The organism is Rhodococcus sp. DT1 (genome assembly GCF_049844875.1).
GTDB lineage: Bacteria > Actinomycetota > Actinomycetes > Mycobacteriales > Mycobacteriaceae > Rhodococcus.
Window position 1 is genome coordinate 147,622 of the sequence record NZ_JBNCLW010000008.1, and the last position, 19,716, is coordinate 167,337.

The 19,716-nt window shown below is 66.8% G+C and carries 23 protein-coding genes; 8 read left to right on the top strand and 15 right to left on the bottom strand.

Annotation, left to right across the window (positions count from 1 at the left end; all coding sequences use genetic code 11):
- Positions 1-238: 238 nt before the first annotated feature.
- The 3 genes from ACLQ3J_RS19720 to ACLQ3J_RS19730 all read right to left on the bottom strand — a co-directional run bounded on the left by ACLQ3J_RS19720 (position 239) and on the right by ACLQ3J_RS19730 (position 1,867).
- Positions 239-655: a VOC family protein gene (locus ACLQ3J_RS19720; protein ID WP_296550111.1), complete on the bottom strand. Its 417-nt coding sequence runs from the start codon at positions 653-655 to the stop codon at positions 239-241.
- A gap of 80 nt (positions 656-735) precedes the next feature.
- Positions 736-1,296, bottom strand: a complete 561-nt coding sequence (locus ACLQ3J_RS19725) for a GNAT family N-acetyltransferase (protein ID WP_169651773.1) — start codon at positions 1,294-1,296, stop codon at positions 736-738.
- A gap of 40 nt (positions 1,297-1,336) precedes the next feature.
- Positions 1,337-1,867: a MarR family winged helix-turn-helix transcriptional regulator gene (locus ACLQ3J_RS19730; protein WP_296550107.1), complete on the bottom strand. Its 531-nt coding sequence runs from the start codon at positions 1,865-1,867 to the stop codon at positions 1,337-1,339.
- Positions 1,868-1,958: 91 nt separating this feature from the next.
- Between ACLQ3J_RS19730 and ACLQ3J_RS19735 the strand changes: the two genes are divergently transcribed.
- Positions 1,959-2,600 (top strand): FMN-dependent NADH-azoreductase, encoded by a 642-nt coding sequence (locus tag ACLQ3J_RS19735; protein WP_169620270.1) that lies wholly within the window; start codon positions 1,959-1,961, stop codon positions 2,598-2,600.
- 54 nt (positions 2,601-2,654) lie between these two features.
- Here ACLQ3J_RS19735 and ACLQ3J_RS19740 read toward each other — a convergent pair whose 3' ends face one another.
- Positions 2,655-3,092: a VOC family protein gene (locus ACLQ3J_RS19740; protein ID WP_169620269.1), complete on the bottom strand. Its 438-nt coding sequence runs from the start codon at positions 3,090-3,092 to the stop codon at positions 2,655-2,657.
- A 1-nt stretch (position 3,093) separates the two neighbouring features.
- Positions 3,094-3,666 carry a DinB family protein gene (locus ACLQ3J_RS19745; protein ID WP_425904206.1) on the bottom strand — a complete coding sequence of 191 codons (573 nt, stop codon included), beginning with the start codon at positions 3,664-3,666 and terminating at the stop codon, positions 3,094-3,096.
- A gap of 62 nt (positions 3,667-3,728) precedes the next feature.
- On the opposite strand from ACLQ3J_RS19745, the gene ACLQ3J_RS19750 reads away from it, so the two are divergent.
- Positions 3,729-4,691 carry a WYL domain-containing protein gene (locus ACLQ3J_RS19750; protein WP_169651838.1) on the top strand — a complete coding sequence of 321 codons (963 nt, stop codon included), beginning with the start codon at positions 3,729-3,731 and terminating at the stop codon, positions 4,689-4,691.
- A 40-nt stretch (positions 4,692-4,731) separates the two neighbouring features.
- Here ACLQ3J_RS19750 and ACLQ3J_RS19755 read toward each other — a convergent pair whose 3' ends face one another.
- The 6 genes from ACLQ3J_RS19755 to ACLQ3J_RS19780 form a co-directional block, all read right to left on the bottom strand.
- Positions 4,732-4,911 carry a hypothetical protein gene (locus ACLQ3J_RS19755; RefSeq protein WP_169620267.1) on the bottom strand — a complete coding sequence of 60 codons (180 nt, stop codon included), beginning with the start codon at positions 4,909-4,911 and terminating at the stop codon, positions 4,732-4,734.
- 184 nt (positions 4,912-5,095) lie between these two features.
- Complete coding sequence (locus ACLQ3J_RS19760) at positions 5,096-6,301, bottom strand: ABC transporter substrate-binding protein (protein ID WP_296550103.1); 1,206 nt, start codon at positions 6,299-6,301, stop codon at positions 5,096-5,098.
- A gap of 53 nt (positions 6,302-6,354) precedes the next feature.
- A complete protein-coding gene (locus ACLQ3J_RS19765) occupies positions 6,355-7,461 on the bottom strand; it encodes a branched-chain amino acid ABC transporter permease (RefSeq protein WP_296550101.1) in 1,107 nt (368 codons plus the stop codon).
- Positions 7,462-7,463: 2 nt separating this feature from the next.
- Positions 7,464-8,342, bottom strand: coding sequence for a branched-chain amino acid ABC transporter permease (locus ACLQ3J_RS19770; RefSeq protein WP_169620264.1), 879 nt, complete (start codon positions 8,340-8,342; stop codon positions 7,464-7,466).
- Between the two features lie 10 nt (positions 8,343-8,352).
- Positions 8,353-9,072 (bottom strand): ABC transporter ATP-binding protein, encoded by a 720-nt coding sequence (locus ACLQ3J_RS19775; RefSeq protein WP_169651777.1) that lies wholly within the window; start codon positions 9,070-9,072, stop codon positions 8,353-8,355.
- Positions 9,069-9,872: an ABC transporter ATP-binding protein gene (locus ACLQ3J_RS19780; RefSeq protein WP_346765075.1), complete on the bottom strand. Its 804-nt coding sequence runs from the start codon at positions 9,870-9,872 to the stop codon at positions 9,069-9,071. The genes ACLQ3J_RS19775 and ACLQ3J_RS19780 overlap by 4 nt, the downstream gene beginning before the upstream one ends.
- Before the next feature lie 148 nt (positions 9,873-10,020).
- Between ACLQ3J_RS19780 and ACLQ3J_RS19785 the strand changes: the two genes are divergently transcribed.
- Together ACLQ3J_RS19785 and ACLQ3J_RS19790 are read left to right on the top strand one after the other, a co-directional pair.
- Positions 10,021-10,794: an SDR family oxidoreductase gene (locus ACLQ3J_RS19785; protein ID WP_296550095.1), complete on the top strand. Its 774-nt coding sequence runs from the start codon at positions 10,021-10,023 to the stop codon at positions 10,792-10,794.
- A gap of 100 nt (positions 10,795-10,894) precedes the next feature.
- Positions 10,895-11,503, top strand: a complete 609-nt coding sequence (locus tag ACLQ3J_RS19790; protein ID WP_169620260.1) for a TetR/AcrR family transcriptional regulator — start codon at positions 10,895-10,897, stop codon at positions 11,501-11,503.
- Positions 11,504-11,531: 28 nt separating this feature from the next.
- On the opposite strand, the gene ACLQ3J_RS19795 is transcribed toward ACLQ3J_RS19790, so the two are convergent.
- Positions 11,532-12,407, bottom strand: a complete 876-nt coding sequence (locus ACLQ3J_RS19795; RefSeq protein ID WP_169620259.1) for a GDSL-type esterase/lipase family protein — start codon at positions 12,405-12,407, stop codon at positions 11,532-11,534.
- Between the two features lie 153 nt (positions 12,408-12,560).
- On the opposite strand from ACLQ3J_RS19795, the gene ACLQ3J_RS19800 reads away from it, so the two are divergent.
- Positions 12,561-13,523 (top strand): endonuclease/exonuclease/phosphatase family protein, encoded by a 963-nt coding sequence (locus tag ACLQ3J_RS19800; protein WP_169620258.1) that lies wholly within the window; start codon positions 12,561-12,563, stop codon positions 13,521-13,523.
- A gap of 97 nt (positions 13,524-13,620) precedes the next feature.
- Here ACLQ3J_RS19800 and ACLQ3J_RS19805 read toward each other — a convergent pair whose 3' ends face one another.
- On the bottom strand, positions 13,621-14,769 hold the full coding sequence (locus tag ACLQ3J_RS19805) for a thiolase family protein (protein WP_169620257.1): 1,149 nt from the start codon (positions 14,767-14,769) through the stop codon (positions 13,621-13,623).
- Between the two features lie 34 nt (positions 14,770-14,803).
- A complete protein-coding gene (locus ACLQ3J_RS19810; protein ID WP_169620256.1) occupies positions 14,804-15,223 on the bottom strand; it encodes a Zn-ribbon domain-containing OB-fold protein in 420 nt (139 codons plus the stop codon).
- A gap of 227 nt (positions 15,224-15,450) precedes the next feature.
- Here ACLQ3J_RS19810 and ACLQ3J_RS19815 point away from each other — a divergent pair, with 227 nt between their 5' ends.
- The 3 genes from ACLQ3J_RS19815 (at position 15,451) to ACLQ3J_RS19825 (ending at position 18,052) form a co-directional block, all read left to right on the top strand.
- The gene (locus ACLQ3J_RS19815) at positions 15,451-16,578 is read left to right on the top strand and encodes an NDMA-dependent alcohol dehydrogenase (RefSeq protein WP_169620255.1); all 1,128 of its coding nucleotides are present in this window, start codon (positions 15,451-15,453) and stop codon (positions 16,576-16,578) included.
- 34 nt (positions 16,579-16,612) lie between these two features.
- On the top strand, positions 16,613-17,425 hold the full coding sequence (locus ACLQ3J_RS19820; RefSeq protein WP_425904207.1) for a serine hydrolase domain-containing protein: 813 nt from the start codon (positions 16,613-16,615) through the stop codon (positions 17,423-17,425).
- Positions 17,426-17,545: 120 nt separating this feature from the next.
- Entirely contained in the window at positions 17,546-18,052 is a 507-nt protein-coding gene (locus tag ACLQ3J_RS19825; protein ID WP_169620253.1) for a DUF3145 domain-containing protein, read from the top strand.
- A gap of 122 nt (positions 18,053-18,174) precedes the next feature.
- Here the strand turns inward: ACLQ3J_RS19825 and ACLQ3J_RS19830 are convergent, their stop codons facing one another.
- Entirely contained in the window at positions 18,175-19,608 is a 1,434-nt protein-coding gene (locus tag ACLQ3J_RS19830; RefSeq protein ID WP_169620252.1) for an acyl-CoA carboxylase subunit beta, read from the bottom strand.
- Between the last annotated feature and the right edge of the window lie 108 nt (positions 19,609-19,716).

The following is a 19,716-nucleotide window of genomic DNA, read 5'->3' on the forward strand; positions in this document are numbered from 1 at the left end:
TATGAAAGCGGGATGCTCCTGAGGGCTGACTCGCAATCTTCGGGTTGTCATCCTGGAGTTGTTCATCGGATATTCATCGTTTATGAGCGAGATGGAATCGGTACCAGCCGCCCTCGATGCGAATTCTTGAGCAGTGTTCAGGGGTGTAGGCCAGGATGCTTCAAGAACTGAGGCGAATCTGAGGAACGAGCTGCTTTAAAATCCATTGGTCGCGGGTTCGAGCCCCGCCCGCCCCACCTCAGACCGCGTCGAGGGCCGGTTGCTCGACTGCCTCGAAACCGTTCCCGTCCTGATCGCGGAACGTGAACATCGGTGGTACGCCGTCCCAGAGGAGCAGTTCACCGACGACGACGTCGCGCTCCCGTAGTTGCGTGTGCAGCGCTGCGGCATCGGACGTGGTGAGCCTGATTCCGGTCTCGATGCCCGCAGGAATGCCGTCGCCGGAAGGAACCAGTGCGATCGTTGTGCGGGCATCCGGTGGCGCGACGATGATCCAGCGACCCCCGAGTTGTTCGAGCGGTACGTCCATTCGTGTCTCGAAGCCGAGTGTGTCGACGTAGAACGCGAGTGCGCGGTCTTGGTCGGTGACCGGTACCCCGATCGTCATCACGTCGATGAATGCGCTCCCGGTGTCTTCCATGATCAGGTCCTTCATCTCGGAAACGTTGTCGAGTGGGTCGACTCGTCGCCACGGTGGAACTCATCGCGAGACGAGCCCGGCGCACCGAGAAGCGACTACCGGCGCTGTTCCCACTCGGCTCGGCTGAGGGAGTACTCGACGTCACCGTGTTCGGATCCTTCGATCGCCTCCGCCCAGTCCCCGGTGAAGCTTCGTACGAACAGCAGACCTGCCTTTTCCAGCACGCGGCGGGAGCGCGTGTTGACCGCCATCGTGTTCGCGGTGACCCGCTCCACTCCGAGGTCGGTGAACCCCTTGTCGATCAGAGCGCGCGATCCCTCCGTGGCCAGGCCCTTGCCCCAGGCGGCCCTGTTCAGTCGGTAGCCGAGTTCGACTACGGCGGAGCGATGGTCATCCAGGGGGCGGAACTCGAACCAGCCCAGGAAGATTCCGGTGTCCCTGTCTTCCGCTGCCCAGTAGCCGCGGGTGCCGAAGCACGGGTACTCGTGCAAGAGCCGTGGCAGCGTCTGCGTTCGGACAACTTCGAGGCTCGCGGCGCGGCCGCCGTTGATGAAGCGCATGACGTCGGGGTCGTTGTCGAGTGCTACGAGGTTGCCGGCATCGGTGCCGGTGAAGGGACGCAGCACCAGCCGCCCGGATTTCAGGAAGACATCCATGTCCGCGATCCTCACACGAGCGGCCGTGCCGGTTGGCGGATCAACTGTCCGTGGACTCCGGGCACTCGGCCGGACCCGCCGTGAGTGCCGCGTTGATGGTCCGGGCGGCATCGCCGAGCGCGGCGAACTGGCCGGGAGTGAGAACGTCGACGACGAGACGACGCGCCTCCCGGACGTGGCCCGGCGCGGTCTTTTCGAGCTTCGCAAGTCCGGCATCGGTGAGCCACGCTTCGGCTCGCCGACCGCCACGGACGGTGCAGCTGCGCCGCTCGACCCATCCCGACCGCTCGAGTCTGGTGATCGCGTGGGACAGGCGGGACAGGGAGCCCTGTGCCAACGGGGCCAGCTCGCTGAGAATCAGGGTGCGGTCCGGCGCCTCGGCCAGCACGGCGAGGATGTGGTACTCGAACGAATTCATCCCCGCGTCTCGCTTGAGCTGCGCGTCCATGGCGGGGGGAAGCGTCGACAGCAGTTCGACGAGGGATACCCAATCGCGCAGTTGGTCCGGTGACAGCCAGAGAGTCTCGTCATCGCCGGAGGAAGCGGATGCGCGGGTGTTTTCGACGCTCACAAGAACACCGTACCCGACGTGTTGAACATTCAAGTCGTCGCGTGTAGCGTCCGACTTGAACATTCAAGTCCGTAACTCTCGGGAGACAATCATGCACCTACTCCGTATCGACGCCAGCATTCAAGGCGACCGCTCCGCAAGCAGCGCGCTCGCCGATCTCGTTCTCGATCGGGTCACCGCTGCGCACCCGGCGGTTCCCGTCGTCCGGCGGCACCTCGGTCAGGACCCCCTGCCGTCCGACGCCTGGGGAAATGCCCTCTCCGGAAGTGCCACGCCGGAACAGGATCGCAACGAGCCGCAGCGCCATGCACTCGCCCTCGCAGAGCGACTCGCGACCGAGTTGCAGCAGGCTACGGCAGTCGTTCTGGCGTTTCCGCTCTACAACTACGGCGTCTCACAGCACGTGAAAGCATGGATCGATCTCACCGTGGTCGGCGCCGAGCACGGCGTTCGGCTTCTCGACGGCACGCCCACCGTCCTGGTCGTCACACGCGGCGGTGCGTACGGACCCGGGACTCCGCGCGACGGCTGGGACCACAGCACCGGCTACGCACGTCGGATTCTCGTCGACCACTGGGGTGCGGACCTCACGATCGTCGAGCGCGACTTCACCCTCGTCGGCGTGAACCCCGCCCTCGACGAGTTCACCGAGACAGCGGTGACGATGCGCAAAACCGCGGAGGAGTCGGCGATCTCGGCCGGCGAGTCCCTCGCCGCCCGGCACGCCGCCTAGCCGGTACGCCTCCGGGTCCGAGGCCCCGCATGGCCCGTGACTTGTGCACGACCGTCAATCGAGGCAGAACTCGTTACCTTCGGGATCGGTCATCACGATGTGTCCGGCGTCGAGTGGGGGAGCGGGCTCGTGGCGTCGAACCCGCTCGGCTCCGCGGGTCACGAGCCGCTCGGCTTCCTTCTCCAACAGCTCCATTCGGGCGTCGCCGTCCGTTTCGGGTGCCGCTCGAACGTCGAGATGCACTCGGTTCTTGACCTGCTTTCCTTCCGGAACTCGCTGGAAGAACAGTCGTGGTCCGGCTCCGTCGGGATCGACGACAGCGGACGCGTCGTTGTGGTGTTCCGGTGGCACTCCCATTGCTTCGAGTGCTTCCTCCCAGGACGCGAAACCCGGGGGCGGGGCCTGCACCTCGTAGCCGAGGACGTCGGCCCAGAACTGGGCGAGTTTTGCGGGATCACCGCAGTCGAAGGTGATCTGGATGTCGCGGGCCATGTCAGCCCACCTCCTGTCGAGTCGAACGGCGGGTGTGCAGATAGAGGTCGCGGAGCAGGCACACCTCCGAGAGGTGATGGATCAGCTCGCGGTTGATGTGCAGAACCAGGGTCGCCATCGGGTAGTCGGCGTACGGACCCTCCGCCTCCCCGCAGGGGCGGAACAATCCCTCTTCCCCGAGCGATTCGACACCGGCGGCCCAGGTCGCGTATTCCGCGTCGAGTTGGGCGAGTGCCTCGTCCGCGGTCGCGGCGTACTCGAACGAGGCGTAGTCGGTGGGTGCCCGTCCGAAGTGCGACGCGTTGCGCATCGCGAGTACTCCGACGATGACGTGACTGAGGCGCCACGCGATCGTCGTGAACGGTGGCGGGTCCGGCTCCGGGAATGCGAAATCGATCGTCATGGCACCGCTGCCGGCCTGCACGGGTGCGGTGCCGGTGCCTCGCGGGCGCACGTTCCAGCAATCGGGAGCGGGTTCCCAGAAGTACTCCTCGTCGGTGAGTCCGTCGAGGCGACTGCGCACCGGGGTGGCGAGCTGGTCTCGCAGGAGAGAATTCCAGTGTCGGTCCGTCATGGGTACAAGCGTCCCCCACATTCCGGACAGGATCGTTCCGTGATCGTGCGACGATGGAAATCGTGACCGTCGAGGCGACGACCGAACGGGTGCTGCGGTTGCTGGCGCTGCTGCAGAGCCGGCCGTCCTGGACTGCCGCGGACCTCGCGGTGGAACTGAGGGTCACCGACCGGTCGGTGCGCCGCGACGTGGAGCGGTTGCGGTCACTGGGGTATCCCGTCCGTGCCACCGCGGGCGTCGGCGGCGGCTATCAGCTCGGCGCCGGAACACGATTGCCTCCGTTGCTCTTTCACGACGAAGAGGCGATTGCGACAGCGGTCTCGTTGCGGCTGGCGTCGGGAAGCACGATCACCGGATCGGCCGAGGCGTCGCTGCGGGCGCTCGCGAAACTGGACCAGGTCATGCCGCCGCGACTGCGGGCGGAGGTGCGGGCGGTGTACGGGGCGATGGAGACCTTGGTGGGACCCGACATCGAGATCGACGCCGACACGCTGATGGTTCTGGCCCGGGCCTGCCGCGACGCGGTGCGCGTGCGGTTCCGGTACACCGACCGTGACGGGGAGGACCGGGAACGCACGACCGAACCGGTGCGCTTGGTCGTCGCCGGCCACCGCTGGTATCTGATGGCCTGGGACATCGACCGCGACGACTGGCGTACCTTCCGGCTCGACCGGATGGGCGACGTGACGGCGACGACCTGGCGGTTCCGCCCGAGGGACTACCCGGACCCGATTTCCTACGTGCAACGCGCCGTCACCGAGGCGCCCTACCGATATCTTGCGCGGGTGCGGGTGCATGCCCCCGCCCACCGGGTCCGGGAATTGGTGCCGCCCCAGGTCGGCCGCGTCGACGACGAGCACGACGGTTGGTGTGTGCTCGTCGTCGGCGGGCAGGACCTGGATTGGCTCGCCATGCACGTCGCGCGACTGGGTTTCGACGCCGTGGTCCTGGAGCCTCCCGAATTACGGGAGGCGGCACGGACTCTCGCGCAGCGACTCTCGGCGATGGCGACTGCTCCGGAGTGAACCCGACCGGCGGAGTCGGTGGGCTCGGTGGTTCGACACCTCAGTCGACACCACCGCGGATCCAGTTCTGGATCCGCCAGATCACGTTGTACAGATTCCACGGGGCGACGTGGTAGGTGTCCCACTCCTGGCCCACATAGGCGGTCCACTCGGGGATCCGGCCACAGCAGATCCGGTGACCGAACACGGTGAACAGGGTGTTGCAGAGTGCAGCGCGCATCAGGTTTCTCCTGACTCGGGGCGGCCCCGGGCCGGGGCTAGCCTTGGTGCTGCGCGTTGTGCATGGACGCGACAGTACGCGGTGCTACCGACATGAAAGGGCGTCGGCCGGGCATCCTCGTACGCTGCCCGGCCGACGCCGTCTGGGGGGGTGTCGGCAGCCGCGGCTCGACTGCCGGTGTTCGCTATTCCGCTCGGTACTCCACGACCGGATCGCCGAGAGCGTCGGTGGTGGTGTACGCGGGGCCGAAGTACTCCTGGACACCGTTGGTGACCTGGTTGACCCGTGCGCCCCCGGCACCGGAGTGATCGTCCTCGGAGAACCGGAACGGCACGAGGTTCGGGCCCGTGAAGTCGCTCGACCGGACGGCCTCGACGATCGATTCGCGGGTGGGATTCTCACCCGCAGCTTCGAGCGCCTGAACGAAGGTGTGCGCCATCGACATCCCGTAGACGACGTTGCCGTCGAACTCGGCGTCGTTGTTGTACTTGGTGTTGATCTCCCGGAACTTGGTGGTCCACTCGTCGTCTTGGCTGAAGTGCGACGGCAGGTAATTGGTGCTGAGCAATCCCTCCGCGAGCGGGGCTGCGTCACCGAGGGTCTTGGACAGGGTCAGGTAATCGCCACCGACCGAGGCGGTGGTCCACTGCGGCCGGAATCCGAGTCGGCCCGCGGTGCCGATCGCGAGGGCGGTGAAGCCGGGAATCGTTGCGAGCATGACGACCTCGCAACCCGCGGCCTGGAGCGCACCGATCTGCGGAGCGACGTTGGTGTTGCTGGTGGCGTAGAACTGTTTCTCGACCACCGCGTCGGCACCGACGATCTGCTCGACTCCCGCCAGGTAGTCGCCACCCAGGTCGTCGTCCTGCCCGAGGGTGCACACCTTCTTGCCGGGGAGGTTGTCCTTCACGTACTGCGCCATGATCTTTGCTTCGACGGTGTAGTCGGCGTTGAAGCCGAACGTGTTCGGGTATTTGTCCGGCTGATTCCAGATCCGCGAACCGGACGCGACGAACAGGTCGGGAACATTGTTGGTGTTGAGGAAGTCGAGCACACCGGAATGGGTGGGTGTCCCGAGACCGCCGAGCAGCGCGAACACGCGGTCCTGCAGCACCAGTTCGCGCACGACCTGCTGGGTGTTGGACGGGTTGTAGCCGTCGTCGAGTGCCTTGTACTCGATGGTGCGGCCGTTGACGCCGCCTTGTTCGTTGACGTAGTCGAAGTACGCCTGGGTGGCGGGAGGGATCTTCGAGTAACCGGCGGCGGCCGGCCCGGTCAGTGGCATGTGGGTGCCGACCAGCACCGAGGTGTCGGTGACACCGGTGGTGTCTCCTTCACCCGAGGCCCCTGTCGACGCGGTGCTGCCGCTGCCGCACGCGGCAAGCGTCACGGCCGTCGTCGCAACGAGAGCGACGAGGGAAAGTTTTTGTCGCCGACCTGTTTTCATATGCTGGCCTCTGCTTTCGGTGGGGTGGAGACGGAAGTGGAATCGGGACCGCGCCCGTGTCGTGGCTTACCGGTGCGCGGCCGGAGACGGCGGACTGCTGCGCTGAACAGACCTTGGAGGCCGGCGGGCGCGAGCATCACGATGAGGATGACGGCGACGCCGAAGACCGCGATCGCGAGGTTGCCGTCCAGACGTTCGGCGAGGGACGGGGACAGTTCGAGCGTGTCGGTGAGGGCGGCTACGAGTGCGGGGAGTACGACGAGGAGCACCGCGCCCCATACGGCGCCGAGAAGAGAGCCGAGCCCGCCGATCACCACGCCCATCAGCAGGAACAGCGAGAAGGTGACACCGAACGCGCCCGGGGACGCGCTCTGGGAGACCATGGCGAGCACACCGCCGCCGAGGCCGGCGGCACCGGCACTCACCACGAATGTGGTGATCTTGGTGCGGGCGACGTCGATACCCGCGAGGCGAGCGGCGATCTCGTCGTCGCGCACGGCCTGCATGCGGCGGCCGAAGTCTCCGGCAATGAGATTCGACAGCGCGAGCACAGTGAGGGCCGCGGCGACCACGGCGATCGTGGCCTGCCACTGTTCGACGGTGAACGCCGCGGCGATGCTGCTCGGTGGTCCCTCCACGTACGCCCACAGTCCTTGGTCGCCACCGAGCACGCTGGAGAACGTGGTGGTGATCGACGGGATCACGACGACCAGCGCGAGCGTCAAGCCGGCCAGGTAGGGGCCGTGAAGCCGTGCGGCGGCCGCCCCGACGACGATCCCGACGACGGAGGTCACGAGCACGGCAGCGACGAGCGGCACGAGCAGCACCGAAATCCCGGTGACCCCGGCGTCGCCCATCGCGTTGGAGGTCAGCGCGAACGAGTATGCCCCGCACGCCATCAGCGCTCCGTGCCCCAGCGAGAGCTGACCGTTGCGGCCGATGAGCACTGTCAGCCCGGCTGTCGCGCACAGATAGGCCGCGATGGTCGCCAACTGGTAGTTCCGGAAGGGGGGCAGTACGAAGATGATCGCGATGACGGCGACGGCGATACCGGCCACCACCGCGGCGCGCACGGCAAACGAATCGAAGCGGGAAGTGTGCATGGTCAGACCTGCCTGGCGGCGACGCCGGAGAAAATGCCTTGGGGCCGCAGCAGAAGCACCGCCAGCAGCATCAGAAGTACCGCGATCGGCGCGATGCTTCCACTGAGATAGCCGCTGACGAAACTCAGCAGCAAGCCTGTCGCGAGCCCGCCGAGCACCGCGCCCACGGGGCTGTCCAAACCGCCGATCACCGCTGCGGTGAAGGCGAAGATGAACACGAGATCGACTGCGTGCGGGTTGAGCCCGAGTTCGGTAGGTACGACGAGCAGGGCGGCGAGCCCGCCGACAGCGCCGGCCAGAGCCCACCCGAGGGTGAGCATCGCCGAGACCTTCACCCCGAGCAGTCGCGAGACGTCCGGAGCGAACGCCGAGGCCCGCATCTTCAGTCCGAGATCGGTACGGGTGAACAGCAGGGCGAGGCCGATGACCACGACACCCACCGCAGCGAAGACGAACACGTCGTACGGAGACAGCAGCGGAACCGTCCCGACCCGCAGCGGGTCGCGGCTGAACGGCAACTGCATGGGACGGAAGTCGTTGCCGTAGATCATGCCGAGTACGGCGTGGATCACCATCACGAGGCCCAGCGCGACGATCACCGCGGCCAGTGGGCGGCTGTGGTCGAGGCGGCGGATCAGCACTCGCTCGACGAGGGCACCCAGGAGGAAGCCGCTCACGACGGCGGCGAGCAGTCCGTACCAGTACGAACCGGTCGCCGACGTCACCGAATAGGCGATGTAGGTGGTGGCCGCAGCCATCGCGCCCTGCGCGAAGTTGATCACGCGGGTACCGCGCCAGATCAGCACGAGCGCGAGTGCGAACGCTGCGAAGACGGCACCGCGCGCGAGACCGTCCACGGTGAGAAACAGGAATCTGTCCATCGGTTGCTCCTCAGAAGCCCAGGTACGCGGTGCGGAAGTCGCTGTCCATGACGAGTTCCGCGGCCGAGGTGGCGACGACGACGCGGCCCAGTGCCAGCACGATCGCCTGGTCGGCGATCGGAAGCGCACTGTGAACGTTCTGCTCGACGAGGACCACCGTCAGGCCGGTGCGGTCCCGCAGGTCGCGCAGGACCGACATGATCAGGTCGACGATGCGCGGCGCAAGACCGAGCGAAGGTTCGTCGAGCAGGAGCAGCGAAGGCCGCGCGACCAGTGCCCGGCCGATCGCGAGCATCTGCCGCTCGCCGCCGGAGAGTTGATGGCCGCTGCTGGTCCGGCGCCGGGCGAGAGGCTCGAACATCTCGTACATCTCGGCAATGGCGCGAGTGGTGTCGGCGCGGTCCTTGCGCCACAGTCCGCCGAGACGCAGATTTTCCTCGACGGTCAGTTCGCCGATCACGCCGCGACCTTCGGGCACGTGGGCAACCCCGTGGTGCACGAGTTTCTCCGTCGGGACACCGAGCACGGACGTCCCCGACACGCTGATCGAACCCTGGACCGCCGGCAGCATTCCCGACAGTGCCCGCAGCAAGGTTGTTTTCCCGGCGCCGTTGGCGCCGACGACAGCGGCGATGGTGCCGGACGGGACGTCGAAGCTCACCTCGTGCAGGACCGGTACGGGACCGTATCCGCCCGTGAGGTTTTCGATCCGGAGCAACGGAGAGGTCACGCTGCCTCTTTTCCGCCGAGGTAGGCCGCCGCGACCAGCGGATCGGCACGGATCTCGTCGGGGGTCCCCGCGGCGATCACCTTGCCGAAGTCGAGCACGACGATGTGGTCGCACACCGACATGATCAGGTCGACGTTGTGTTCGACGAGCATCACCGAACGCGATCCGTCGCCGCGCGAAGGCAGTTGGCGGATCAGAGTCCCCAACTCTTCGATGTCGCTGCTGTCGAGACCGCCTGCCGGTTCGTCGAGAAGAAGCAATGTGGGATCGGAGATCAGAGCGCGCGCGAGCGCGACCTTCTTGGCGACCGCGTAGGGGAGTGCCGGCGGGAGTGCCTGTGCGTACTCTCCGATCCCGAACTCGTCGAGCAGTGTCGCGGCGGAACTGCGGGCGGCGAGCTGGGTGCGGGCGCCGTACGGCAACCCGAGCAGGCTGGTGACGAACGACGCGCGGTGCGACACCGACGCTCCTGCGGCGACATTTTCGAGAACGGTGAGCCCACCGAAGAGCCCGAGTCCCTGCAGGGTGCGCGCCACTCCATGCCGGACGAGGCGGTGCGGGGCGGGGCGTACCGGCCGGCCGTCGAGGGTCAGTGTCCCGGCGTGCGGGCGCAGGAACCCGCAGACGACGTTGAACAACGTCGTCTTGCCTGCGCCGTTCGGTCCCATGACGCCGACGACCGAGCCGGCCGGCACCTGGAGCGACACGTTCTCGAGTGCGACGAGGCCACCGAAACGGACTTCGATGCCCTCGAGACGGAGGCGGTCCGGAGGTTCACTCGGGGTAACGATTGATTGCACAGCGGGTGCACTTTCTCTCGGGCCTTCTCCGGCCTTTCGGGCGTTCTGCCGGGTCTCGGTGAGATCGACGTCACTTTTCAGCGACAGGTTACAACACTCCGAGTGTATGTTCCTACTGTCCGGAGGGATCGTTTTCGAGAGAGGAGTCGTGACGGTGGTCGTACCCATCGCCGGGACCCCGGGCCGGCTCGAGGGCCGGGTCGCGGTAGTGACCGGGAGCAGCCGGGGAATCGGATTCGGAATTGCCGAACGTCTCGTGGCGGAGGGCGCACGGGTGGTGCTCACGGCGCGCTCGCCGGAGCCTCTCGCCGAGGCGGTCACAGCACTGGGAACCGATGTCGCGTGCGGCGTGGCCGGCAAGGTGCACGATTCCGCGCATAGGGACGACACGATCGCCACGGCCGTCGACCGCTTCGGCAGAGTCGACATCCTCGTCAACAACGCCGGCACCAACCCCGTCTACGGGCCCCTGTCCGATCTCGACCTCGACGCTGCCCGCAAGATCCTCGAGGTGAACGTGCTCGGTGCCCTCTCGTGGACGCAGCGCTTCGCCAAGGCGGCCACCGAAGGTGGTGCGGTCGTGAATATCTCGTCGGTGTCCTCGTTCTCCCACGCGCCGGGAATCGCGTTCTACGGCGTCAGCAAGGCGGCGCTCAACCAGCTCACCCGGTCTCTCGCCGCCGAACTCGGACCGACCATCCGCGTCAACGCCGTCGCACCCGCCGTCGTGAAGACGCGGTTCGCGGCCGCGCTCTACGAGGGACGGGAAGAGCAGGTTGCGGCGCGATATCCGATGCGACGGCTCGGTGTGCCGTCGGATGTGGCGTCGGCGGTCGCGTACCTCGTGTCGGACGATGCCTCCTGGGTCACCGGCCAGGTCTTGTCGGTGGACGGTGGCGGGCTCACGGTCCCGTCCGCATGAGAGTCGGTGCGCACCGCTTCGTGCGGCCGGCAAGCACCCTCGTAGGCACTGGCAGAATGCAGCACAGCAGTACACGAACGACGCAAGTGAGGAATCGGTAGTGACCAGCACCTCGGACGGGCGGACCGCACGCGGGGAGCGCACCCGGCGCGCCGTGATCGACGCGCATATCGCCCTGATCGAGGCGGGAGAACTCAAGCCCACCGGCGCGCAGATCGCGGAGCACGCGGGTATTTCCCTGCGCTCGCTGTGGGCCAACTTCAGCGATCTGGAAACGCTGTTCGGAACCACCGGTGCCGAACTGCTCAGTCGCCAGGACGCGATGTTCGTACCGGTGCCGCCCGACCTCGATCTTCCGCAGCGGGTGGACAAATTCTGCGCGCAGCGCGCGAGACTGCTCGAGTTCATTGCTCCGTACGCGCGGGCGGCAGGGTTGCGGGAGCCGTACTCGCGGGAACTCCGGACCAATCGGCTGCGGCACATCGGGCGCGTGACGGACGAAATCGAGGCGCTGTTCGCCCGAGAACTGTCGCCTCTTCCGTCGGCGCGTCGTACGCAGGCGGTCCAGGCGCTCGGAATCGCCAGTACGTGGGCGTCGTGGTCGGTGCTGCGCGACGAATACGGCCTCGCCGTTCCCGACGCCACAGCCGTGATGCGCCAGACGGTCGCCGCTCTTCTGGCCGCTGCCGTGCACGCCTCTCTCGGCTAGTGCGGCACACGCGGGCGGCGCGTCGGTGTCACTTCAGCAGAGACGCCACAACCTGATCCGCCGCATTGCGATGCCCGGCGGCGTTGGGATGCAGCGGGATCGCTTCGGCGACGGGCGACAAGCCTTCCATCCACCTGGTGTCGGGATCGGCGCACACATCGTGCCCGACCGTCGATCCGGTCAGATCGACGAACTCGGCACCCGATTCCTGCACCTGCTGACGCATGGCACTGTTCAACCGGTCCAGCTTGTTCTGGAGATAGGTCGCGTCCTCGGGCCACAACCGCTGCTCCGGGAAACACCCGCCGTCGCGGACAGCCGTGGGATAGCCGACGAAGACGATCTTCGCATCCGGTGAGCGTTGCCGGATCTCCGCGGTGATCGTTTTGTAGCGGGGGACGAAGGCGTCGATCGCGGCGTCGACGCGGTCGGCGCCACCGGCGGTGTTCGTCGCCGCGCAGGACTGCCCATTGGGGGGTGGCAGCAGATTGATGCAGCCCGCGGCGAGTTGGACGAGTCCGATGTCGTTGCCGCCGATGCCCACGGTCACCAGGTCGGTGTCCGGCGTCAGCGCCTCGTACTGGGGTGGGACACCCACGCCGCGGAACGTCGCCTGGGATTCCGTCAGATGGCCGCTGACCGCACCTCCGCACGAGACGTCGACGAAACGAGAGACATTGAGTACCTCTGCGACCAGGGTCGGATAGTTGCTGGCCGACCGTCCGCACTCCTCCGACACCGTGGGCGGAATACCGGGACCGGAGGTGAACGAATCCCCGAGCGCAACATACGAATCGTAGAGCGGGGTGGCCGACGCGGGCTGGGATGCGGGTATCCAGGTGACCAAAACGGCTGTGGTGGCGATGGATCCGAGGATTCCAGCGAGAGCGATGCCTGTGCGCACGGGACGACTCCGGTGTTGTCGGCTGTCGCTGGTATCGGCGACGTGTCTCGATGATGATCCGGCGGGGTCGCGGCGCTGTCAAGAGATTCCCGTCCGGCAGCCGAGCACAACCCGGCATCACGGCACGAACACCGTCGTGCTTGTCTGTCGGATGTGACGACGACGTGGGTGCGCGCGGCAATCGGAGTGGGTGCATGGGTCGCAACCTCGATCGGTGCGACCGGGATCGCGTTGCATGTCAGCCCGTCGTCGGCGCGAGTTCTCGTCCTCGCCGCGTCGGGCGCGCCCTATCTGATGGTGTGCGCGCTGTTCGGTGTCCTGGCGTTCTCGGCTCTCGGGAACCGGGCCGGAGTGGCGGTCGCGGGCCTGGTCGTCGTGGGTGCGGCGGCGACCCAAGCGCCGCTCTACATCGGTGACGCGGACCCCGCTGAAGGCCCTGTGGTGCACGTGATGCAGACGAACATCCTCTTCGGAGGGGTGGACGCCGCTGCCGTGGTGACCGAGGTACGCGACCGGAACATCGGACTGCTCACGGTCGACGAACTCTCGCCGGAGGCACTGGAGGCACTGGAGGCAGCGGGTCTCGGCACAGTGCTGCCTCACCGGCATCTCTCGCCCGGGCCGGCCGCGAACGGAACGGGGATCTGGAGCGCCTACCCGCTGTCCGACACCGTCGAGTACGACGGGTTCGTGATGAGCCAGGTCTCCGCGACGGCGGAGATTCCGGGCGCCGGGCCGGTCGGCGTCTACGCCTTCCATCCCGTGCCGCCCGTCGTCGGCACGGACGTGTGGGCCGACGAACTGTCCCGACTGCACGACATTCTCGAGCAGGAACCCGGGACACGCCCGGCTGTCGTGGGCGCCGATTTCAATGCGACATACGATCATTCGCAATTCCGGGTATTACTGTCGGGCCGCTTCGGCGATGCCGCCGATCAGGTGGGTGCGGGGCATCTGCGCACCTACCCCACCGACAAAGGGATCCCGCCCGTGGTCGGCATCGACCACATTCTCGTCGCAGGTGGATCGGCGACCGAGGTGGAGACGGTGAGCGTGCCGGGATCGGACCATCGTGCGGTGGTCGCGCAACTGCGCCTCGACGGCGTGCCCGAATAAGCCGCGCGGGCTTCGAGGGAACGAAAAAAGAGGCGGCGCCGCTGTGGCGGCGTCGCCTCCTTTCCGGCTGCGAACAGCAGTTACGTAGCGCGCACGATCAGAGGGACAGGATCGACGCGGCGGCCGTTCCGGGGGCACCGTAGACCTGGGCCAGTCCGACCTTGGGCTCTCCGGGCACCTGGCGATCGCCCGCCTGGCCGCGGAGCTGCACGACGAGCTCATGCACCTGGCGAATGCCGGACGCGCCGATCGGCTCGCCGTTTGCGATGAGACCACCGTCGGTGTTCACGGGCAGCGAACCGCCGATCTCGGTGGCGCCCTCCGCGATCAGCTTTTCCTGGTCACCGTCGGCGCACAGCCCGGTTTCGGCCATGTGGATGACCTCCGCACCGGCGTCGGTGTCCTGCAACTGCGCGATGTCGACGTCCTCGGGTCCGATGCCGGCCGCCTCGTAGGCTGCCTTCGCGGCGTACACGGTCGGAGAGACGTCCTCGTCCACTGCTGCCCACGTTGCGTGCACCTCGTAGGCGCCGTACGTGCGGGTACGAATCGCGGTGGAACGCAGGTACACCGGCTTGTTCTCCGTGTACTTCGATGCCAGATCGCCGCGGCACATGATGACTGCCGCAGCGCCTTCGTCGGGAGCACAGAACATCTTGGCGGTGAGCGGGTAGTTCAGCATGGGTGATTCGAGGATCTCCTCGACGCTGAATTCGGTGCGCCGGAATGCCTTCGGGTTCAGTCCGCCGTTGCGGTAGTTCTTGGCGGCGACCCGGGCGAGCGTCTCGTGGGAGATGTTGTGCTCGAGGGTGTAGCGGTTGGCCTTCATGCCGAAGAACTTCGTGGTGACGAACTGGCCGTTCTCGGCGTACCACGCCGGCAGACCGAGCATGGCGGGGTCGGCGGTGAACGCACCGCGCGGGTGCTTGTCGGTGCCGACGGCGATGCCGATGTCGTACTTTCCGGACCGGATGCCGTCCGCGGTCTGTTCGATCGCACTCGCGGAGGTGGCGCACGCGTTGAACACGTTGGTGAAGGGGATGCCGGTCAGGCCCACCAGCCGGGTCACGGCGTCGGTGTTGTCGACCTCGTAGCTACCGCCGATACCGAACTGGATGTCTCGCCACGCCACACCCGAATCTTCGAGTGCGAGCTGGATTGCGTCGGCCGCCATCTCGATGGCCGACTTGGTGCCGAATCTGCCGAACGGGTGAAGGCCCACACCGATGATGGCAACGTCGTTCATAGTTTCAAGGACTCCTCGATCGGGTGTGTGCTGGTCAGATCGGCTCGAACGCCCACGTGACGATTTCGGTCCCGTCCTCGTCGACGTAGAACGGCACGAACGTGAGTTCGAGCTCCATGCCGGGCCGCAGCTCGGCGGGATCCGACTCGGTCAGCCGCGCCTCGACCCGCACGACATCACCGAGCTGGACGAGGCCGAACGTGAACGGTGTGAAGGTGGCGGCGGTTTCGTTGCCGGCGTACGGCTGCTTCGGGACGAATCCCTGTGTCGTCCAGGCGACCAGGGTTCCGCGCCGGGGGAGCAGCAGTTCCGACACGTTTGCTCCGCTGCACCGCGGGCACCGCGGTTGCTGCGGCCAGGTGGTGGCGGCGCAGTCGGCGCAGTGGCTGCCGACGAGTTGGGGGTCCTCCGCCGGCCAGGTCGAAACGTCGGGCGCGAGCGCCTTCGTCGTCATAGGTCATCCTCCGTTGTTCGGTGCCGCCGCCCGGTGTCCCGAGGACTGCGGCCATGACAATCACGCTAGACGGAAATTGCATTCTCCACAATGAGAGCACCATATCCGACGCCCGTCTGCGGGCGGAGCGCGCCATGCGCGCGGAAAGCTTTATAGAACCTGTTCCAATTACGGAGGAATGTGGTTATCGTCACGTGCACAACTTGCAATGCGATGGAGGGCGTCAGATGAAGACCAAGGGTGCAGTGCTGTGGGGGCTCGACGAAGCGTGGTCGGTCGAGGACATCGAGCTCGGCGATCCCGTGGCGGGTGAAGTCCAGATCCGCATGGAAGCCGCCGGCATGTGCCACTCCGACCACCACATCGTCACCGGCGCGACGCCCATGCCGTCCTTCCCGGTCATGGGCGGGCATGAGGGATCCGGCGTCATCACGAAGGTCGGCGACGGTGTCGTCGGTTTCGAGGTCGGCGACCACGTCGTGCTGTCCTTCATTCCCGCGTGTGGACGATGCCCGTCGTGTGCGAGCGGACACTCGAACCTGTGCGATCTGGGCGCCGGACTCCTCAGCGGTCAGGCGATCTCCGACGGCAGCTACCGGATCCAGGCGCGCGGCCAGAACGTCATCCCGATGTGCCTGCTCGGGACGTTCTCCCCGTACATGACCGTGAATCAGAGCCAGGTCGTCAAGATCGACAAGGATGTGCCGTTCGAGCTCGCCGCCCTGGTGGGTTGCGGCGTTCCGACGGGCTGGGGTTCGGCTACGCACATCGCCGACGTCAAGCCGGGCGATTCGGTCGCGATCATCGGTGTCGGCGGCGTAGGTATGAGCGCGCTGCAGGGCGCGGTCGCGTCCGGTGCCCGCTACGTCTTCGCGATCGATCCGGTGCCGTGGAAGCGTGAGCAGGCCATGAAGTTCGGTGCCACCCACACCTACGCGTCGATCGAGGAAGCGATCGTGCCGATCATGGAGGTCACCTGGGGACGTATGTGCCAGGAGACGATCATCACCGTCGGTGAGATGAAGGGTGACCTGGTCGACCCGGCGCTGACGCTCACCGCGAAGGGCGGCAAGTGTGTCGTCACGGCCATGGGCTTCATGTCGGACATGGACGTCAAGCTGAACTCGTTCCTGTTCTCCATGCTGCAGAAGGATCTCAAGGGCAACATCTTCGGTGGCTGCAACGCCCGCGTCGACATCCCCCAGTTGCTGGACCTCTACAAGTCCGGTCAGCTCAACCTCGCGGACATGGTGACCCGCACGTACACGCTCGAACAGATCAACGACGGATACCGGGACATGCTCGACGGCAAGAACATCCGCGGCGTGATCCGCTACACAGAAGCCGACTGGTGACCTTGCTGCGCCCACCATCTCGTACCCTGGGTCGGTGCGCAGTCTCGAAGTGATATCCGAATGGCCCGTCGACCACGCCGCCGCCGCTGTCGTCACTCGCGACCGCGGCGTGGTTGCGTCCACCGGAGATCAGCGGGCGGTGTACTCGCTGGCCTCGGTGACCAAACCCCTCGTCGCATACGCGGCGCTCGTGGCGATCGAGGAAGGGGCCATCGAACTCGATCAGCCCGCAGGCCCGCCCGGATCGACGGTGCGGCACCTGCTCGCCCATGCGTCGGGGCTGGCGTTCGGAGAGCGCACCGTCGCAGCCGAACCCGGGCGCAAGCGCATCTACTCGAGTGCGGGCTTCGAGGTTCTCGGTGAGTTGATCGCCACCGAGAGCGATATCGCGTTCCCGGACTACGTGACCCAGGCGGTGTTCGAGCCTCTCGGGATGGGCGACTCGAGCCTGCCCGGTCCGGCGGGCCACGGAGGCCGTTCGTCGGCCGCGGACCTTGCCGTGTTCGCGGGGGAGTTGCTGGCCCCGACACTCGTCTCCGACGTGCTGTTCGGTGAGGCGACCGACGTGCAGTTTCCGGGGCTGAACGGATTGGTGCCCGGATACGGAATGTTCAAGCCCAACGATTGGGGGTTGGGTTTCGAAATCCGCGGCGAGAAGAATCCGCACTGGACCGGCACAAAGAATTCTTCCCGTACATTCGGGCATTTCGGCCAATCGGGGACATTTCTCTGGGTAGATCCCGAATTCGGCGCGGCATCTGTGGTACTTACCGATAGGGACTTCGGAGACTGGGCAAAACCGCTCTGGCCTGCGCTGAGTGACTCGGTAATCGCTGAACTCACATAAACCTCTTTCGTTTCCTGGCGAAACACTGGCAACAGGAGCACACTTGTTCCCAGTCGCATGGAGAAACCTTCGCGCAGAGGCCGTTGGGGAAGACGTCCTCGTCGAACCGGAGGTGTATCTATGCGCGTATCCAATCAGTTCGCGGATGTGACGACCGGGGTGATCTATATCCACTCTTCGCCCGCCGCGGTCTGTCCACATATCGAATGGGCGCTGGCTGCCACGCTGAGCAGTCGCCCGGAACTGACCTGGATCGGTCAGCCCGCCGACGTGGGCGTGCTGCGGACCTCCATCGACTGGGTCGGTCCGGTCGGCACCGCCGGCCGCCTCGCGGAGGCTCTGAGTGTGTGGCCGATGCTGCGCTTCGAGATCACCGAGAATCCCAGCGAGGGTGTCGACGGCGAGCGCTACAGCTACGTTCCCCGGCTGGGACTGTGGCGGGGGTGCGCCAGCGCGAACGGCGACGTCGTCGTCGGAGAGATGCGTCTGCGCGCCATCCTGGCCTCGTCCGACGCCGCCGCCGAAATCCACCGGGCGCTGGGGACGGCATGGGACGACGAACTCGAGCCCTATCGCAGCGGTGCCGAGGGCGCCGAGGTGACGTGGCTCCGGCGCGACGTCGGCTGAGCGGTACCGTGCCTTCGACCTGACACCTCCTGCACCTCTCCGCGACGACGCCGGCGCCGCCACCTCGGTTCGAAGGTGGCGGCGCCGGCGTCGGCGTTCGGTGCTTACAGTCGGTTCGGTGCTTACAGCGGAATGTTCTTGTGCCGCCCGCGGGTTGCAGGCGCTGCTGCCAGCGCCGCAGCCAGGGTGCTCCGCGTCTTTGCCGGGTCGATCATCTCGTCGACCACGCCGATCGAGATGGCGCGACCGACGCCTCCCGCGATGGCTTCGTGCTCGGATGCGAGACGGTCGTGCAGGGCCTCGCGTTCCTCTTCGGGAGCGGCAGCGAGGGCCCGCTTGTGGAGGATCCCCACCGCGGCCTTCGCGCCCATCACGGCGACCTCGGACTCCGGCCACGCGAACACTGCTGTCGCACCGAGGGCGCGCGAGTTCATCGCGATGTACGCGCCGCCGTAGATCTTGCGGGTCACCAGGGTCACGCGGGGCACACGGGCTTCGGCGAACGCGTGCAGCAACTTCGCTCCACGGCGCACGACGCCCTCCCATTCCTGGCTGACGCCGGGAAGGTAGCCCGGCACGTCGACCAGCACCACCAGGGGAACGCCGAAGGCGTTGCACATGCGTACGAAACGCGCCGATTTCTCGGCACTCTCGGAGTTCAGGCACCCGCCGAGGCGGAGCGGATTGTTGGCGATGACGCCCACGGTGCGGCCGCCGAGCCGACCGAAGCCGGTGACGATACTGCGAGCCCAGCCACCCTGCAGTTCTTCGAAACTCGATTCGCCTTCGACGTTGTCGAGGAGTTCGTGGACGATCGGGCGCACGTCGTAGGCGCGGCGCGGTGACTCGGGCATGAGCGCGCGCAGATCGGTGTCTCCGAGGGCTGCGGCAGCGACGTCGAATTCGCCCTGTTCGGCGAGCATCGACACGAGACGCCGTGCCCGGTGCAGTGCGTCGGACTCGTCGTGGGCCGCGATATGGGCGACACCCGACTTCTTGGTGTGGGTGTCGGGGCCGCCGAGGGACTCCATGTCGACCTGCTCGCCGGTGACACTGCGCACGACGTCGGGTCCGGTGACGAACACACGTCCTTCGGGCGCCATGATCACGATGTCGGTGAGCGCCGGGCCGTATGCCGCGCCACCTGCGGCGAAACCGAGGACGACGGAAATCTGGGGGATGGAACCGGATGCGCGCACCATCGCCTCGAAGACGAGGCCGACGGCGTGCAGCGCTTCGACGCCCTCCGCGAGGCGCGCCCCGCCGGAGTGGAAGAGCCCGATGACAGGCGCTTCGAGTTCGAGGGCGGTGTCGATCGCCGCGACGATGTGCTTACACCCCTCGACGCCCATCGCTCCGCCCATGACGGTCGCGTCGGAGCAGTACGCCACTGTCCGGACGCCGTCGATGCATCCGATCGCGGCGAGGACGCCGGACTTGTCCCGGGCGTGGAGCAGCTCCGTGCTGCCCGAGTCGAAGAGTGCCTCGAGCCGGCGCAGAGGATCGCGTGGATCCGTCGAATGGGCGCGTTGTTTAGCCGGATCCAGGATGGTCATCGAGGGCTCCTCGGTCGAGCGCGGTGGTGGTGGGCCGCGGGGGGGGGGGGGGGGGGGGCCCCCCCCCCCCCCGGGGCCGCAGGGGGGGGGGGGGGGTGGGTTTAAAAA